The 15,381-nt window shown below is 72.4% G+C and carries 14 protein-coding genes and 1 pseudogene; 8 read left to right on the top strand and 7 right to left on the bottom strand.

The features are described from left to right. Positions 1 to 785: APC family permease (locus tag RIF89_RS04440; RefSeq protein WP_375294427.1), on the top strand; the 785-nt coding region annotated here is incomplete at its 5' end. Continuing rightward, a complete protein-coding gene (locus RIF89_RS04445; RefSeq protein ID WP_309067933.1) occupies positions 782 to 2,140 on the top strand; it encodes an NAD-dependent succinate-semialdehyde dehydrogenase in 1,359 nt (452 codons plus the stop codon). The genes RIF89_RS04440 and RIF89_RS04445, both read left to right, overlap by 4 nt. 120 nt (positions 2,141 to 2,260) lie before the next feature. Here RIF89_RS04445 and RIF89_RS04450 read toward each other — a convergent pair whose 3' ends face one another. Together RIF89_RS04450 and RIF89_RS04455 are read right to left on the bottom strand one after the other, a co-directional pair. Beyond that, positions 2,261 to 3,940: an amidase gene (locus tag RIF89_RS04450; RefSeq protein ID WP_309067934.1), complete on the bottom strand. Its 1,680-nt coding sequence runs from the start codon at positions 3,938 to 3,940 to the stop codon at positions 2,261 to 2,263. Then, on the bottom strand, positions 3,937 to 4,986 hold the full coding sequence (locus RIF89_RS04455) for an agmatine deiminase family protein (RefSeq protein WP_309067945.1): 1,050 nt from the start codon (positions 4,984 to 4,986) through the stop codon (positions 3,937 to 3,939). The genes RIF89_RS04450 and RIF89_RS04455 overlap by 4 nt, the downstream gene beginning before the upstream one ends. Before the next feature lie 62 nt (positions 4,987 to 5,048). Between RIF89_RS04455 and RIF89_RS04460 the strand changes: the two genes are divergently transcribed. Then, entirely contained in the window at positions 5,049 to 5,654 is a 606-nt protein-coding gene (locus RIF89_RS04460; protein ID WP_309067935.1) for a TetR family transcriptional regulator C-terminal domain-containing protein, read from the top strand. A 5-nt stretch (positions 5,655 to 5,659) separates the two neighbouring features. Here the strand turns inward: RIF89_RS04460 and RIF89_RS04465 are convergent, their stop codons facing one another. Next, on the bottom strand, positions 5,660 to 7,267 hold the full coding sequence (locus RIF89_RS04465; protein WP_309067936.1) for an amidohydrolase: 1,608 nt from the start codon (positions 7,265 to 7,267) through the stop codon (positions 5,660 to 5,662). Beyond that, a complete protein-coding gene (locus tag RIF89_RS04470) occupies positions 7,264 to 8,505 on the bottom strand; it encodes an MFS transporter (RefSeq protein ID WP_309067937.1) in 1,242 nt (413 codons plus the stop codon). The genes RIF89_RS04465 and RIF89_RS04470 overlap by 4 nt, the downstream gene beginning before the upstream one ends. 156 nt (positions 8,506 to 8,661) lie before the next feature. On the opposite strand from RIF89_RS04470, the gene RIF89_RS04475 reads away from it, so the two are divergent. Then, a complete protein-coding gene (locus tag RIF89_RS04475; protein WP_309067938.1) occupies positions 8,662 to 9,267 on the top strand; it encodes a TetR/AcrR family transcriptional regulator C-terminal domain-containing protein in 606 nt (201 codons plus the stop codon). A gap of 47 nt (positions 9,268 to 9,314) precedes the next feature. On the opposite strand, the gene RIF89_RS04480 is transcribed toward RIF89_RS04475, so the two are convergent. Both RIF89_RS04480 and RIF89_RS04485 read right to left on the bottom strand, forming a co-directional pair. Next, positions 9,315 to 10,523, bottom strand: a complete 1,209-nt coding sequence (locus RIF89_RS04480; RefSeq protein ID WP_309067939.1) for a homoserine O-acetyltransferase — start codon at positions 10,521 to 10,523, stop codon at positions 9,315 to 9,317. A gap of 139 nt (positions 10,524 to 10,662) precedes the next feature. Next, complete coding sequence (locus RIF89_RS04485) at positions 10,663 to 11,994, bottom strand: bifunctional o-acetylhomoserine/o-acetylserine sulfhydrylase (RefSeq protein ID WP_309067940.1); 1,332 nt, start codon at positions 11,992 to 11,994, stop codon at positions 10,663 to 10,665. Between the two features lie 135 nt (positions 11,995 to 12,129). Here RIF89_RS04485 and RIF89_RS04490 point away from each other — a divergent pair, with 135 nt between their 5' ends. Genes RIF89_RS04490 through RIF89_RS04505 form a run of 4 tightly spaced genes read left to right on the top strand, consistent with a single transcriptional unit; the run spans position 12,130 to position 14,811 of the window. Then, on the top strand, positions 12,130 to 12,924 hold the full coding sequence (locus RIF89_RS04490) for an SDR family oxidoreductase (protein WP_309067941.1): 795 nt from the start codon (positions 12,130 to 12,132) through the stop codon (positions 12,922 to 12,924). Positions 12,925 to 12,940: 16 nt separating this feature from the next. After that, on the top strand, positions 12,941 to 13,447 hold the full coding sequence (locus RIF89_RS04495; RefSeq protein ID WP_309067942.1) for a phosphoribosyltransferase: 507 nt from the start codon (positions 12,941 to 12,943) through the stop codon (positions 13,445 to 13,447). A 14-nt stretch (positions 13,448 to 13,461) separates the two neighbouring features. Beyond that, a complete protein-coding gene (locus RIF89_RS04500; RefSeq protein ID WP_309067943.1) occupies positions 13,462 to 14,178 on the top strand; it encodes a uracil-DNA glycosylase in 717 nt (238 codons plus the stop codon). Positions 14,179 to 14,187: 9 nt separating this feature from the next. Beyond that, the gene (locus RIF89_RS04505) at positions 14,188 to 14,811 is read left to right on the top strand and encodes an N-acetyltransferase family protein (RefSeq protein ID WP_309067944.1); all 624 of its coding nucleotides are present in this window, start codon (positions 14,188 to 14,190) and stop codon (positions 14,809 to 14,811) included. Positions 14,812 to 14,877: 66 nt separating this feature from the next. On the opposite strand, the pseudogene RIF89_RS04510 reads toward RIF89_RS04505, so the two are convergent. Then, positions 14,878 to 15,381 (bottom strand): annotated as a pseudogene (locus RIF89_RS04510) (hypothetical protein); the annotation flags it as partial.

Below are 15,381 nucleotides of genomic sequence, written 5' to 3' on the forward strand. Positions count from 1 at the left end.
ATCCCGAGCGCACACCCGGTCGCGCGGCAACGCTCACGGTGATCGTCGTCGGCGGCCTCTACCTGCTGCTCGCGTTCGCCCTGATCATGTTCGCCGGCGTCGGCGAGAGCGAGGGCGGCCTGCTCAACGAGGACATCGTGGAGAACGTCTTCTTCGGCCTGGCGGACTCGATCATGGGTCCGTGGGCGTTCCTGATCTCGCTCGCGGTGCTGGTCAGCTCGGCCGCCTCGCTGCAGTCCACGATCATCGGGCCCGCGCGCACGCTGCTGGCGATGGGGCACTACAAGGCCCTGCCGTCGAAGTTCGACTCCGTGCACCCCACGCACAGGACGCCGGTGTTCGCGATCGTGGTGTCGGTGGCCGTCGCGGGCGGCTTCTACGCCGTGATGCGCTTCGTCAGCGAGAACGTGCTGTGGGACACCATCCTCACGCTCGGCATGATGATCTGCTTCTACTACGGCCTGACGGCGTTCGCGTGCGTGTGGTTCTTCCGCAAGCAGTGGTTCGACTCGGTGTCGGCCTTCCTCACGCGCTTCCTGGCGCCGCTGGTGGGCGGCATCATCCTGCTCGCGCTGTTCGTCATGACGCTGTCCGACTCGCTCGACCCCACGTACGGCTCGGGTGAGAACATCGCGGGCGTCGGGATCGTGGGCATCCTGGGCATCGCCATCCTGGTGCTCGGCGTGGTCATCATGGTGATCATGGCCGTGCGTCAGCCCGAATTCTTCCGCGGTCGGATCCTTCCCGTGGGAGCACCTGTCAGCGCAAAGGAGAGCATCCGATGACCTACGCAGTCGTGAACCCCGCCACCGGCGAGACGGTGGCGGAGTACCCCGAGGCCACCGACGCCGAGATCCAGGACGCCATCGCCGCGGCGCACGCGGGCTTCCAGGCCTGGCGCGCCACGCCGGTCGCGGAGCGTGCGGCCGTCGTGCGCCGCATCGCCGAGCTGCACCGCGGCCGCCGCGAGGAGCTCGCGGCGGCCATGACGCGCGAGATGGGCAAGCCGCTCGAGGCGTCGCGCGGCGAGGTCGACTTCGCCGCGGACATCGTGGAGTTCTACGCCGACAACGCCGAGAAGATCACGGCGGACCAGCCGATCGACATCCTCGGCGAGGGGAGCGCGGTCGTGCGCCGCGCTCCGCTGGGCGCGCTGCTCGGGATCATGCCGTGGAACTTCCCGGCGTACCAGGTCGCGCGCTTCGCGGCGCCGAACCTCGTGATCGGCAACACGATCATCCTGAAGCACGCGCCGCAGTGCCCCGAGTCGTCCGCGATCCTCGCGGGCATCTACGCCGACGCGGGCCTGCCCGAGGGCGGCTACGCGAACGTGTACGCCTCGAACGAGCAGGCCGCGACGATCATCGCCGACCCGCGCGTGCAGGGCGTCTCGGTGACGGGATCGGAGCGGGCGGGGTCTGCCGTGGCGTCGCTTGCCGGGCAGCACCTGAAGAAGGTGGCGCTCGAGCTGGGTGGATCGGATCCGTTCGTCCTGCTGTCGACGGACGACCTCGACACGGTCGTGCAGAACGCCGTGGACGCGCGCTTGGACAACACCGGTCAGTCGTGCAACGCCGCCAAGCGCTTCGTGGTGGTCGACGAGCTGTACGACGCGTTCCTGGAGAGGTTCACGGCCGCGATGGCGGCCGCCAAGATCGGCGATCCGACGGACGAGGACACCGTCCTCGGGCCGCTGTCGTCGCTCGCGGCGGCCGAGCGCCTGCAGGAGCAGGTGGACCGGGCTGTCGCCCAGGGTGCCCAGGTGGCCGTGGGCGGCACGCGCGACGGTGCGTTCTTCCCCGCGACGGTCCTGACCGGCGTGACGCCCGACATGGACGTGTACCGCGAGGAGCTGTTCGGTCCGGTCGGCGTCGTCTACCGCGCGGCGGACGAGGCGGATGCCGTGCGCATCGCGAACGACACGCCGTTCGGGCTGGGCTCGTACGTGTTCTCGACGGATCCTGCGCAGGCCGGCCGCGTCGCGGACGCGATCGAGGCGGGCATGGTCTACGTCAACTGCGTGCTCGCAGACAGCCCCGAGCTGCCGTTCGGCGGTGTGAAGCGCAGCGGCACCTCCCGCGAGCTCGGTCTGCTCGCCGCCGACGAGTTCGTCAACAAGAAGCTCATCCGCGTGGCGTGAGCTCGCGGCGGCCGACGGCCCGGACATCTGGCGGCGTGAGTCGCGGGACGTCCGGGCCGTCTCGTGTCCGCTGCGCTCCGCTCGGCGACCGAGAGGGCTGCGCATCCCGGTGCTCCGGGGTCAGAGCGGCGGCGTGAGCGGGGGAGGCGTGCGGCGCGAGCCGGTCGCCTCGAAGGCCGTCGCAAGGGCGAGCAGCGCGACGTCGTCGTAGGCGCGGCCCGCGAACGTCAGGCCCACGGGCATCCGGGTGTCGGGCATCGTCCCCATCGGCACCGTGACGGTCGGCACGCCGAGGTGGCGGATCGCGAGGTTGCCGTTCGCGACCCACACGCCGTTGCGCCAGCCGAGATCGGCGGACGCGGGGTTCACGTCCATGTCGGCCGGGGCGACATCCGCCATGGCCGGGAACACGACCGCGTCGAGGCCGAGGACGTCCATCCAGCGCTCCAGGTCGATCCGGCGCGTCTCCTCGAGGCCCGCAAGGCCTTCCGCGAGGTCGGCGAAGTCCGCCAGCCCGGTGCCGCGATGCGCGCGCGCCCAATCGGGGTACGCGGCGATGTCGTCGTCGAAGCCCGTGTAACGGTCGGGAAGTGCGCCCTCGGGCGCGGGGAAGATCGCGGCGCCGTCGACGTCCGCGAGCCCCGAGAAAGCCGGATCGCCGTTCGCGGCCAGGAAGTCCTCCCACGCCCAGGCCGACAGGTCGAGGATCTCCCGGTCGAGGTAGTCGGGCGACACGAGACCGCGCGTGCGGATCGTCGGCGCGCCGGGCCGGTCGCCCTCGTAGTTCGTCACGAGCGGGAAGTCGACCTCGACGACCTCCGCGCCCGCCGCCTCGAGCGCCGCGCGCGCGTCTCCCCAGAGTTCCAGGACCGAGGCGCGGGTGTCGATCCGCCGCCCGGTGGACCCCCCGATGCCGCCGTCGGGGTTCGTGCCGGCCTCCGGATCGCGGCCGATGTACATGCGCGCAACGCCGATGCGGCGGCCCGCGAGAGAGGCGTCGGCCGCGAGCGCCCGGTAGGACGCAGGCCGCGAGACGGGCGGGATCGGCACCCACGGCTGGGCGCGCCAGAAGTCGCCCCGACTGTCGGGATCGGCAGCGACGACGACGTCGAGCAGCTCCAGCAGATCGGCCATCGTGCGGGTGTGCGGCACGACGACGTCCATGGTCGGCACGAGCGGCCAGTTGCCGCGCACCGAGATCACGCCGCGCGAGGGCGTGTACGCGCACAGCGCGTTGCACGACGCCGGCGCTCGCCCGCTCGACCACGTCTCCTCGCCCAGGCCGAACGCCGCGAAGCTCGCGGACGTGGCCGTGCCGGACCCGTTCGACGACCCCGAGCCGAACGCGCTCGTCAGGTACGCACGGTTGTACGGACTCTCGGCGCGGCCGTACAGCCCCCGCTGCATGCCGCCGTTGGCCATGGGCGGCATGTTCGTCAGGCCCAGGCAGATCGCGCCGCCCGCGCGCAGCCGCTCGATCGCGAACGCGTCGCGCTGCGCGACGAGGTCGGCGAATGCGGGGCTCCCCGCCGCGGCGGTGAGGCCGCGCACGAGGTAGCTGTCCTTCGCGGTGTACGGGATGCCGTCGAGCGGTCCCAGGGTCTTCCCTGCAGCGCGGCGCTGGTCCGCAGCGCGAGCCTCGGCGATGGCGTCGGGATTGCGCACGACCACGGCGTTGAGCTCGCCGTCGTAGGCGTCGATGCGGGCGAGATACGCCTCGACCAGCCCGACCGCCGTGGTCCGGCCGTCCTCGAGCGCCGCGCGCAGCTCGGCGATCGTCGCCTCGTGCACCTCGATCATCGGGCGTCCCCCGTCGTGACCTGGCCGGTGACGGCGGGCTGCTGCTGCGTGATGCAGTGGATGCCGCCGCCGCGCGCGAAGATCTCACGCGCGTCCACCGTCACGACCTCACGACCGGGATACTCGTCCGCGAGGATCGCGGCGGCCCGCCCATCCGCCTCGGGCTCGCCGAATCCGCACGCGATCACGCCGCCGTTCACGACGAGGTGGTTCACGTAGCTCCAGTCGACGGGGCTGTGCGCGTCGGTCAGCGTCGCGGGCGCGGGGAGGTCGACGATCTCGAACCGCCGCCCGGCGGCATCCGTCTGGTCGAGCAGGACGTCGCGCAGCTCGCGCGTGACGACGTGGTCCGGATGCGCCGGATCCTGCTGGTCGTGCAGCAGCAGGCGACCGGGGGAGGGAATGCTCGCGACGATGTCGACGTGCCCGTTCGTGCCGAAGTCGTCGTAGTCGCGCGTGAGTCCGCGCGGCAGCCAGACGGCCCGCCTCGCACCGAGCGTGCGGGCCAGCTCGGCCTCCACCCGCGCGCGGTCGGCCAGCGGATTGCGGCGCGGATCCAGCTGCACCGTGTCGGTGACGAGTACGGTGCCTTCGCCGTCGACGTGGATGCCGCCGCCCTCGTTCACGAGCAGCGACGACACGACCTCGGCGCCGACGTGCGCGGCGATCAGCCGCGCGTGCGCTGCCGACAGCTGCCACTGCGCCCACTCGGGCGCGCCCCACCCGTTGAAGATCCAGTCGACGGCACCGAGGCGCTCGCCGTCCGTGACGAACGTCGGGCCGTGATCGCGCATCCAGAACTCGTCGACCGGAGCCTCGATCAGCTCGATGTCGGTCGACAGCATGCGCCGCGCGCGCGGGAGCTCGCTCGGATCGACCAGCATCGTCACGGGCTCGAAGCGGGAGACCGCGTGTGCGACGGCCACCCAGGCGGCGTAGCCGGCCTCGCGTTCGGCGTCGGTCTCGCCGAGCGTCGGGCCCACGCGCGGGAAGGCCATCCAGGTGCGCTCGTGCGGCGCGGTCTCTGCGGGCATCCGCCAGGACATCCGGGTCTCCGTTCTATTGATCATGCGATCAATAAGTCGACGCTAACGGCTACGCTGGCAGGGTGTCAACCGCTCCACGCCCGCGCGCACCGCGCCGCGCACCCGAGGAGCGCCGCGCCGCGATCGCCGACGCGGCGCGCGCCGTGGCGCTCGACGAGGGCCTCGGCGCCGTGACTTTGCGCGGGGTCGCCGCCCGCGCCGGCGTCGCGCCCGCGCTCGTGGCGCACTACGCAGACGACGGGATGGACGCCCTCGTCGCCGACGCCTTCGCGGGCATCGTGGCGCGCGAGCTCGACGAGGTGACCGCGATCGTGGCGGCCTCGGCCGATCCGCGCGCGGCGCTGGCCGCGCTGATCCGGACGCTCGCGAGCGGTGAGCGCGACGAGGTGACCGCCGTGTGGGTGGAGGCGTGGGCGCTCGGGCGCCGCAACGACGTGCTCGCGGCCGCGGTGCGCGCGCAGATGGACGCGTGGCAGCGCCTGGTGCGGGGCGTCGTCGAGGCAGGCGTCGCGACGGCCGACTTCCGCGTGACCGACGCCGCCCAGGCCGCCTGGCAGGTGCTCGCCATGATCGACGGCACGGGCGCGCAGGGCCTCGTCCGCTGGGGCGCCGGCTCGGACCGCTCCGAGCTGCTGCTGCGCGCCGTGGAGGGCATGCTCGGCGCCTGAGCCGGTCAGCCGCCGAACTCGGTGCGCCCGTCGACGACCGTCCGGACCACGCGCGTGGTCAGCAGCGCGGCCGGATCGCCGAACGGATCGGCGTCGATGACCGCGAAGTCGGCCGCGAAGCCTGGCGCGAGGCGTCCGCGCCACGACCCATCGCCGACCGAGATCGCGGCATCGCGCGTCGCGTGCGCCACGGCGCGATCCAGGGGGAGCGCGTGCTGCGGATGCACGGCGGCCACCGACGGGTCCAGGGCCGACGCACGCGTCGCGGCGACGTACATGTTCGCGAGGGCGTCCAGAGGGGCCGTGGGAGCATCCGTCGAGAAGGCGAGGAGCGCGCCGGCCTCCTCGTACTCGCGCCACGCGAAGCCCCGCTCGGTGCGGGCGTCGCCGAGCTGCGTTGCCCAGTTCGCGAAGATCGCCGGATCCGCGTGCACCGGCTGCATCGACGCCGTGACGCCGAGCCGGGCCATGCGCTCAGCCGTGCCGGGGGCCGCGTACTCCAGGTGCTCGATCCGATGCCGGCGCGGCCGCGAGCCGTTCGCCACGATCGCCTGCTCGATCGCGTCGAGCGCCATGGTGCTGGCGGCGTCGCCGATCGCGTGCAGCGCGATCTGCAGCCCGGCCGCGTCAGCGGCGGCGACCACGGGGCCCAGCCGCTCGGCGGGCCAGATCGGCTCGGCGTTCGAGCCGTTCGCGTACGGATCGCGCATTGCCGCCGTGCAGGCGTCGATCGTGCCGTCGAGCACCAGCTTGATGCCGACCACGCGCACGGCGCCCTGTTCCGCCGCGAGCTCGGCCGCGCGCGCGACCTGAGCGAGGTTGGCGTCGTCGTCTCCCGTGTTCGCCACGAACCAGTGGGCGGCGACGCGCAGGGGCAGAGCGCCGCTGCGGCGCGCGTGCGCGCGCTCGAACGCCGCCAGGCCGTGCTCGTCGAACGCCATGTCGACCACGCCCGTGACGCCGGCCGCGAGGTACGCCGCGATCACGCGCTCGACGGACGCATCCCGCTGCGCGTCGGTCGTGGTCGCGTCGCGGTGAGCCCACGCGAACCGCTGCGCGGCGGTCTCGTACAGCATGCCGTCCGGCTCGCCGTGCACGTCCCGCCCGATGCGTCCGCCGATCGGATCGGGCGTCTCGCGCGTGATCCCGAGCTCGGCCAGCGCGGCGGAGTTCACCCAGCACGAGTGATAGTCGTTCGCATCGAGGTAGACGGGCACGTCGGCCACCGCCTCGTCGATCATCGCGGCGGTCGGCCGGCCGCCCGCAACGGCGTCGAAGAGCCAGCCCCGTCCGCGCAGGGGCGCACCGGCGTCGTTCTCTGCGCGGGCCCGGCGGAGCAGATCCTGGATCTCGGCGAGCGTGCGCGCCGGCGTCAGGCCGACCTGGCCGAGCGCGTCTCCCGTCATCAGCAGGTGCGTGTGCGCATCGACGAATCCCGGCAGCACGAGCCGTCCCTCGAGATCGACCGACGCCGCGGACGGCCCGGCCTGCGCCGCGGCATCCGATTCGGCGCCGACGAACGCGATGCGCGCGTCGTCCACCACGAGCGCCTCCGCGAAGCCGGGTCGGTCGGCGGTGAACACCCGCGCGTTGCGATAGAGCGTGCGGGTCATGCGACGGCCTCGCTTCGGCGAGCCGCGGCGCGGTCGAGTCGCGTGGACAGCAGCGCGATCGCTCCGGCGGGAACGGCGAGCACGAAGCTCGCGACGCCGAGCGTGAGCGCGAAGCCCTGGTATCCGAACACGCCCACGAGGGCGGCACCGATCACGGGGGTGAGGGCGGAGCCCACGAGGTAGACGGCGAACAGCGGGCCGGACCAGCGGCCTTCGGCGTCCAGGGCGGCGGACGTCGCGACGAAGTACATGAAGGCGACCGCGTAGATCGTGTTCCACGCGATGAAGACGACGATGAACACGGTCGGATCCGTGACGAAGCCCTCGGTGATCTTGAGCGCGCCGCCCGCGACGAGCAGCACGACGAGGGGCACGGCGCGACCCAGTCGGTCGCCCAGCACCATGAGCGCGACCGAGCCGAGCAGTCCGCCCGCCGTCGAGCCGCTCAGGGCGATGCCGAGACCCTCGGGGGTGAGGCCCGCGAGGTCGGCGCCCATGACACCCGCCATGGCCCACAGCGAGTCCTCGCTGACGGCCCAGAGGGCGAACACCGCGAGCAGTCCGAAGCCCGCGATCGTCACCGCGCGCGAGGCGGGGCGCGGCGCGCGGATCGTGCCCGTCGGGGCGACCTCGATCGGCACCGCCTCCGCGATCGCGGCCCCGGCCTGCGGTGCCGCGACCGGAGCGGCGGGGAGCCACACGGAGACGAGCAGGCCGATCAGGCTGAACAGCGCCAGGGCCCCGAACACGTTCAACGGCGCGAGGCCGATGGCCGGCACGGCGGCCAGGACGATCGTCATCACGGCGCGGTTGGCGAGGCCGTTGAAGCCCGCGACGCGGTCGGGGTTGCGGAACGCGGCGAGCGCGGCGCCCGAGGCCGCCACGGCGCCGCCGGCGCCGATGCCGCCGAGCAGCAGACCGACCGCGATGAGCGACGGGACCAGGGCGGCCGCGGCGAAGCCCGCGATCGCGACGACCAGTCCGACCCGCGCGACGACCAGCCGGCGCGCACCGGCGCACAGCGGAGCGATCCCCAGACCCGTGACGGCGGTCAGCAGCAGGGTCGCGGTGACGAGCCAGCTGGCGGCGAGCACGTCGAGGCCGAGGCCCTCCTGCGCGGCGGTGATCATGTACGGCGAGAGGTTCACGCCGAGGTAGCCGGCGATGCCGATGGCGAACGTGGCGGTCGCGGTGGGGAGGCGCAGGGGCACGCGGGTGGACAGGTCGAGGGCAGTCATGAGAGCTCCGGGTGGGTGGGACCGGCGGGTGGGGTGGGGCGTCCTTCGAAAACGAATGGTATTCGTACGAACGGTGTTCGTTATTATGCACATGGGAGCTCCCTGACGGAAGACCCGGCGGCTCCTCCGATCCCGATCCGGCGAGAGGACGGCCCGGTGCCGAGACCGCGCGTGGCAGTGCTGTCACCCGAACGGATCGCCGATGCGGGCCTGGAGCTCGTGAACTCGGGAGAGCCCTTCGGGGTGAACGCGATCGCGCGTCGACTGGGGGTGCGGCCCTCGTCGCTGTACAACCACGTCGACGGGCGGGACGGCATCATCGAGCTGATGCGCGGCCGGCTGGTCGCGCGCTACGCCGTGCACCCCGAGGCGGGGGAGCGGTGGGATGGGTTCCTGCTGCGGCTGATGCGCGCCCACCGGCGCATGTACGCGGATCACCCCCTGCTCGTCCCGCTGCTGGTCGGCAAGACGATCACCCATCCCGCCGTGATCGACGCCTATGACGAGCTGGCGACGGCGCTGGCCGAAGCGGGCTTCCCAGACGGCGAGATCCTCACCCTCGTGACGCTGATCGACGCGTTCGCCATCGGGTTCGGCCTCGATCTGGCGTCGCCGGCGGACGTCTGGCGGGCCGACGGGCCGACACGCACCCTCGGCAGGGTGCTGGCCGACGAGTCCGACCGCGGCGCGCGCGCCGAGGGGGCCTTCGAACTGGCGGCGCACGTGCTGCTCGACTCGCTGCGCGCCCGGCTCGGCGCCTAGCGGCGATCGCACCCGCCACCGGAACGCGGGGGGGCGGACGGCTTCGCTCAGCCGGCGGCGAGCAGTCGCCGCAGGTGGGACCCGACAGCGGCCGTCTCGATCAGGAAGCCGTCATGCCCGAAGTCGCTGTTCAGCACGACCGCCTCGTCGCCGTCCAGCGTGCGGGGGATGCCGCGCGCGATCCGGTGCTGGCCGTCGATCGGGAACAGGCGATCCGAGTCGATGCCGAGCACGAGCGTCGTCGCGGTGACGCGTCCGAGCGCCGCCTCGACGCCGCCGCGCTCGCGGCCGACGTCGTGCGAGTCCATCGCGCCGACGAGCCGGACGTACGTGTTCGCGTCGAAGCGCCGCGTGAACTTGTTGCCGTGGAAGTCGAGGTACGACTCCACCGCGAAGCGGCCGCCGTGGCCGAGCGGGCTGACGCCCGACTGCCACGAGCGCTGGAACCGCGAGTTCAGCTCGGTGGGGCTGCGATAGTTCAGCAGCGCCATGCGCCGCGCCAGGGCGAGGCCGCGGTGCGGGCCGTCGCCATCCGCGGCGTCGTAGTACTCGCCGCCGCGGAAGCGCGGATCCATGTCGATCGCCTGCAGCTGCACGGAGTTCAGGGCGATCTGATCCGCGGTCGTCAGCGGCGGCGCCGACAGCACGGCCAGGCGCGCGAGCCGATCCGGATGCGTCACGCCCCACTCGAGCGCGTGCATGCCGCCCATCGAGCCGCCGATCACGGCCGCCCACACGTCGACGCCCAGCGCGTCCGCGAGGCGCACCTGCGCGGCCACCTGATCCCTGACCGTCAGGTACGGGAAGCGGGACGCCCAGGCCTCGCCGTCCGGATGGATGCTCGCGGGGCCCGTGGAGCCCTGGCAGCCGCCGAGGATGTTCGGCGCGACGACGAACCAGCGGTCGGTGTCGATCGGGGCCCCGGGGCCGACGACGTCGCCCCACCAGCCGGCCGTGGGATGCCCGGGCCCTGCGTCGCCGCGGACGTGGCCGTCGCCCGTGAGCGCGTGCGCGATCAGGATGGCGTTGTCGCGCGCGGCGTTCAGCTCGCCCCACGTCTCGTACGCGAGCCGGAACGACGGCAGCACGCCGCCGCCCTCGAGGCGCAGCTCGCCGAAGCCCGCGAAGCGGCGGTCGCCGGCAGGGTCGCCGTCACGCCAGGCGCCGGACGCGGGCGGGCGTCCGACCATGGACCGGGCATCGGCCTCCGTGACGACGCTCGACGGCACCGTGTCCTCGGAGATCTGCCAGTCCATAGGCCCATTGTGCCGGGCGGCAGGTGCGCCTCCGGCCACTGTTACGCCCCCACACACCGCGAGACCTCATCCGCGTCACGAGTCATCGCCGTGCGGCGATGACTCGTGCGCGGGATGAGGTCTCGCGGCTTGGCGGGCGTTACGCGCGCGCGGCGGCCGACGCGGCGCGCGCGGTCGCGAGTGCCTGCTCCAGGTCGGCGACGAGGTCCTCGACGTTCTCGAGGCCGACTGAGAGCCGCACGAGGCCCGGCGTGACGCCGGCGCTGAGCTGCTGCTCGGGCGTGAGCTGCGAGTGCGTGGTCGAGGCGGGGTGGATGACGAGCGAGCGCACGTCGCCGATGTTCGCCAGGTGGCTGAACAGCTTCAGCGAGTCGACGAAGGCCCGGCCGGCGTCGACGCCGCCCTTCAGCTCGAACGACAGCACCGCGCCGACGCCCTTGGGCGCGTACGTGTTCGCCGCGGAGTACCAGGGCGAGGTGGGCAGGCCCGAGTAGTTCACCGTGGCGACGTCCGGGTGGTTCTCGAGCCACTCGGCGACGTGCTGCGCGTTGTGCACGTGGCGCTCGATGCGCAGCGACAGCGTCTCGATGCCCTGGATCAGCTGCCACGCGCTCTGCGGCGAGATCGCCGCGCCCAGGTCGCGCAGCAGCTGCACGCGCGCCTTGATGATGTACGCCAGCTCGTCGCCCACCGCATCGGTGTAGACGGCGCCGTGGTACGAAGGGTCGGGCGTCGTGAGTCCCGGGAACCGCTCGCTGTTCTCGGACCACTTGAAGGTGCCGCCGTCGATCAGCACGCCGCCGATCACGGTGCCGTGACCGCCGAGGAACTTGGTCGCGGAGTGCACGATGATGTCGGCGCCGTGCTCGAACGGGCGGATCAGGTACGGCGTCGCGATCGTGTTGTCGACGATCAGCGGCACGCCGTTCTCGTGGGCGATGTCGGCGACCGTGCGGATGTCGAGCACGTTGATCGCCGGGTTGCCGATCGTCTCGGCGAAGAACAGCTTGGTGTTCGGGCGGACGGCCGCGCGCCAGGCGCCGGGGTCGTCCTGGTTCTCGACGAACGTGACCTCGATGCCGAGCTTCGCGAGGGTGTACTTGAACAGGTTGTACGTGCCGCCGTAGATCGACGACGACGAGACGATGTGGTCGCCCGCCTGCGCGATGTTCAGCACCGCGAACGTCTCGGCGGCCTGGCCGCTCGCGACGAGCAGCGCGCCCGTGCCGCCCTCGAGCGCGGCGAGACGCTGCTCGACGACGTCCTGCGTGGGATTCTGGATGCGCGTGTAGATGTTGCCGGTCTCCGCCAGGGCGAACAGGTTCTTCGCGTGGTCGGAGTCACGGAACACGTACGACGTGGTCTGGTAGATCGGCGTCGCACGAGCGCCCGTGACCGGGTCCGGCGCGGCACCGGCGTGGATCTGCAGAGTCTCGAAGCGCAGCTGCTGCGGCGTGGCGTCATCGGTCATGGGGAACCTCCGGTCCGGGTGAAGTCGGCGGCCCTTGCGGGGCCTTGCAGAGACGTTACGTCCGCGGCCCGGAGCGGGCAACGGAAGGGACACGTGACGTCATATACGCCCCGTGCGCGCGGGTACGGTTGAGGGGTGGCAGACACACAAGCAGGCGCCGTGAGGCGCGCGGTCGTGACCGGAGCGAGCTCGGGGATCGGCGCCGCCGCGGTGCGGGCGCTGCGAGCATCCGGATGGGACGTGCTCGGCGTCGCACGCCGTGCCGAGCGCCTCGAGACGCTCGCGCAAGAGACCGGCGCCGCGGTCTTCGCGGCGGACCTCACGTCGCAGGCCGACGTCGACGCGCTCACGGCGCACATCGCGGCCACGGGCGGCCTCCACTCGCTCGTGCACGTGGCGGGCGGCGCGCGCGGCACCGATCGCGTCGAGGACGGTGACCCGGACGACTGGACCTGGATGTACGAGGTCAACGTGCTCTCGGGTCAGCGTCTCGTGCGGGCGCTGCTTCCTCAGCTGCGCGAGGCGATCCGATCCGGAGCCACGCACGCCGACACGCTGTTCGTGACCTCCACGGCGTCCCAGGTGGCGTATCCCGGGGGCGGCGGCTACAACGCCGCGAAGGCGGGAGAGGCGATGCTCGTGCACGCGTTGCGCCAGGAGCTGAACGGCGAGCCCATCCGCGTGATCGAGGTCGCGCCGGGCATGGTGCACACCGAGGAGTTCACCCTCAACCGCGTGGGCGACAAGGCCGCCGCCGACGCGCTGTACGAGGGCGTCGACGGGCCGCTGCTCGCCGAAGACGTCGCGGACGTGATCGCGTACGCGCTGAACGCGCCCCGGCACGTCAACCTCGATCTCGTCACGATGCGCCCCGTCGCGCAGTCGGCGCAGCACCTTCTTGCCCGCGGCCCGCTGACGCCGCGCGACTGACGACGAAAGGACCCCCGTGGCAGACACCCACATCCGCGAGACACTCACCTGGGACGGCTTCGGCGAGGCGACGCGCGAACTGGCAAGGCGCATCCTGGACGACGGATTCGAGCCCGAGGTGGTCGTGGCGATCGCGCGCGGCGGGCTGCTCCCCGCGGGAGCGATCGCGTACGGTCTGGGCGCGAAGAACTGCGGCGCGCTGAACGTCGAGTTCTACACCGGCATCGGCACCGTGCTGGACGCGCCGGAGGTGCTGCCGCCCGAGCTCGACATGGCGTACCTGGGTGGCCGTCGCGTGCTGCTCGTCGACGACGTCGCCGACTCGGGCCGCACGCTCGCGCTCGCCGTGAACCTGCTGAAGGCCCAGGGCGCGGACGTCCGCTCCGTCACGATCTACACCAAGCCGACGACGATCATCGAGCCCGACTACGCCTGGAAGGCGACCGATCTGTGGATCGACTTCCCCTGGTCGTGGAAGGGCACGGTGCGCGAGGAGGACGCCGGTCTCGAGGCCTCCGCCTGAGCACGAGGGGCGACATGGCGAAGACCCTGCCCGAGCTCGCCGCCGCGGGGATGATGGACGCCGGCTGGGCCGACGCGCTCGCGCCGGTGGCCGGTGACATCGCGGCACTCGGTGAGCGCCTGCGCGCCGAGGTCGAGGCCGGACACGGCTACCTGCCCGCGGGGGATCGGGTGCTGCGCGCTTTCCAGCGGCCGCTCGCGGATGTGCGCGTGCTGATCGTCGGACAGGATCCGTATCCGACGCCGGGGCATCCGATCGGGCTGTCGTTCGCGGTGGAGGAGCACGTGCGCCCGCTGCCGCGCAGCCTCGTCAACATCTACCGCGAGCTGCGGGAGGATCTCGGCATCGACCCCGCGCCGCACGGCGACCTCTCGGCCTGGAGCGACCAGGGCGTCATGCTGCTCAATCGCGTGCTCACCGTACGTCCCGGCGCTCCCGCGTCGCACCGCGGCTGGGGCTGGGAGCGCGTCACCGAGCACGCCATCCGGACGCTCGTCGCGCGTGGCGGGCCGCTCGTGGCGATCCTGTGGGGACGCGACGCGGCGGGGCTCAAGCCCCTGCTGCAGTCGTCCGGCACGGAGGGCGGCGTGCCCTGGGTGGAGTCGGCGCATCCGTCGCCGCTGTCCGCGAGCCGCGGGTTCTTCGGCTCGCGGCCGTTCTCCCGCGTGAACGCGCTGCTCGAGCAGCAGGGCGCGGCGCCGGTCGACTGGCGCATCCCGGCGCGGCCGTAGGCTTGGCGCATGCTGGAGGAGGAGTACCAGAAGCGCCGCGTGCTGCCGCGCCACCTGCGCAGGCAGCCCGCTCCGGAGCGGCCGTTCTCGTATGAGATCCGCCCGGCGACGCTCGCGGATATCCCCGACATCCGCGAGATCTACAACTACTACGTGCGCAACTCCGTCGTGACGTTCGACGAGAAGCCGTGGACGCAGAAGAAGTGGCGCGAGAAGTTCGAGCACCTGCAGAAGCTGGGCCTGCCGTTCCTCGTCGCCGTCGGCCCGACCGGTCAGGTGCTGGGCTACGCGCTCGTGTCGCCGTGGGCGGGCAAGTCGGCCTTCCGCTACACGGTCGAGAACTCGATCTACCTCGGGCAGGCGGCGACGGGCAAGGGGCTGGGCCGTGCTCTCCTCGAGGCGCTCATCGCGGCCTGCGAGGAGATCGGCCTGCGCCAGCTCGTCGCCGTGATCAGCGACAAGGGCGCAGAGGGATCCATCGCGCTGCACGAGAAGCTCGGCTTCGTCGAGGTGGGCAGGATGGGCAAGGTCGGCTACAAGTTCGACCGCTGGCTCGGCACCGTGTACCTGCAGAAGCAGCTCGACCCCAAGAAGAAGACCGGCATCCTGAAGCGGATCTTCGGCGAGGGCTGACGCCGGATCCACGCGATGACGGAGGGCACGGAGCGACCAGCGCTCCGTGCCCTCCGCCGGGCCGGATCAGGGGATCCGCACGGGCTCCGACTCTGCGGTCGCGGGCAGGAGGCCGTCCACCTCGCCCGTCACGCGCACCGAGACGTCGCGCCCCTTCCACGAACCGGTCAGGTGGAACTGCTCGCTCGTCGCGCCCCGGATCGGCGTGCCGTCGGCGAGCCACTGGTAGCGGAAGGTCGCCCCCTCGGTCCACTCGCCCTCGTCCACCGTCAGCTTGGCGCCGGGCTTGATGCCGCGGTGATGCATCGACACGATCCGCGGCTCACCGGCTTCGACGACCGGAGCGGCGACGGTTTCGCTGGCCACGAGGGGGTTCGGGATCACGACCTCCCGCAGCTGCTCGTCCGCGGCGAAGTCGTACGCCTTCACGACGAGGCGGTCGGCATACGCGTCGAGCAGCAGGCCCTGATCGATGTCGCGCGTGACGACCTCGCGGATCTCCGCCGTGTCCTCACCGCGCGCGTCCCACTCGACGTGCATCGCGAGCGTGTTGACGGCCCAGAAGCCGTC

The organism is Microbacterium sp. (genome assembly GCF_031178525.1).
In the GTDB taxonomy this organism is placed as follows: domain Bacteria; phylum Actinomycetota; class Actinomycetes; order Actinomycetales; family Microbacteriaceae; genus Microbacterium.

Bases quoted from the DNA above. Each gene is read 5' to 3' on its own strand.
- RIF89_RS04455 (WP_309067945.1), bottom strand. From the start codon at position 4,986: ATGTCCTGGCGGATGCCCGCAGAGACCGCGCCGCACGAGCGCACCTGG.
- RIF89_RS04470 (WP_309067937.1), bottom strand. From the start codon at position 8,505: ATGACTGCCCTCGACCTGTCCACCCGCGTGCCCCTGCGCCTCCCCACC.
- RIF89_RS04480 (WP_309067939.1), bottom strand. From the start codon at position 10,523: ATGGACTGGCAGATCTCCGAGGACACGGTGCCGTCGAGCGTCGTCACG.
- RIF89_RS04445 (WP_309067933.1), top strand. From the start codon at position 782: ATGACCTACGCAGTCGTGAACCCCGCCACCGGCGAGACGGTGGCGGAG.
- RIF89_RS04500 (WP_309067943.1), top strand. From the start codon at position 13,462: ATGGCGAAGACCCTGCCCGAGCTCGCCGCCGCGGGGATGATGGACGCC.
- RIF89_RS04485 (WP_309067940.1), bottom strand. From the start codon at position 11,994: ATGACCGATGACGCCACGCCGCAGCAGCTGCGCTTCGAGACTCTGCAG.
- RIF89_RS04450 (WP_309067934.1), bottom strand. From the start codon at position 3,940: ATGATCGAGGTGCACGAGGCGACGATCGCCGAGCTGCGCGCGGCGCTC.
- RIF89_RS04465 (WP_309067936.1), bottom strand. From the start codon at position 7,267: ATGACCCGCACGCTCTATCGCAACGCGCGGGTGTTCACCGCCGACCGA.
- RIF89_RS04505 (WP_309067944.1), top strand. From the start codon at position 14,188: ATGCTGGAGGAGGAGTACCAGAAGCGCCGCGTGCTGCCGCGCCACCTG.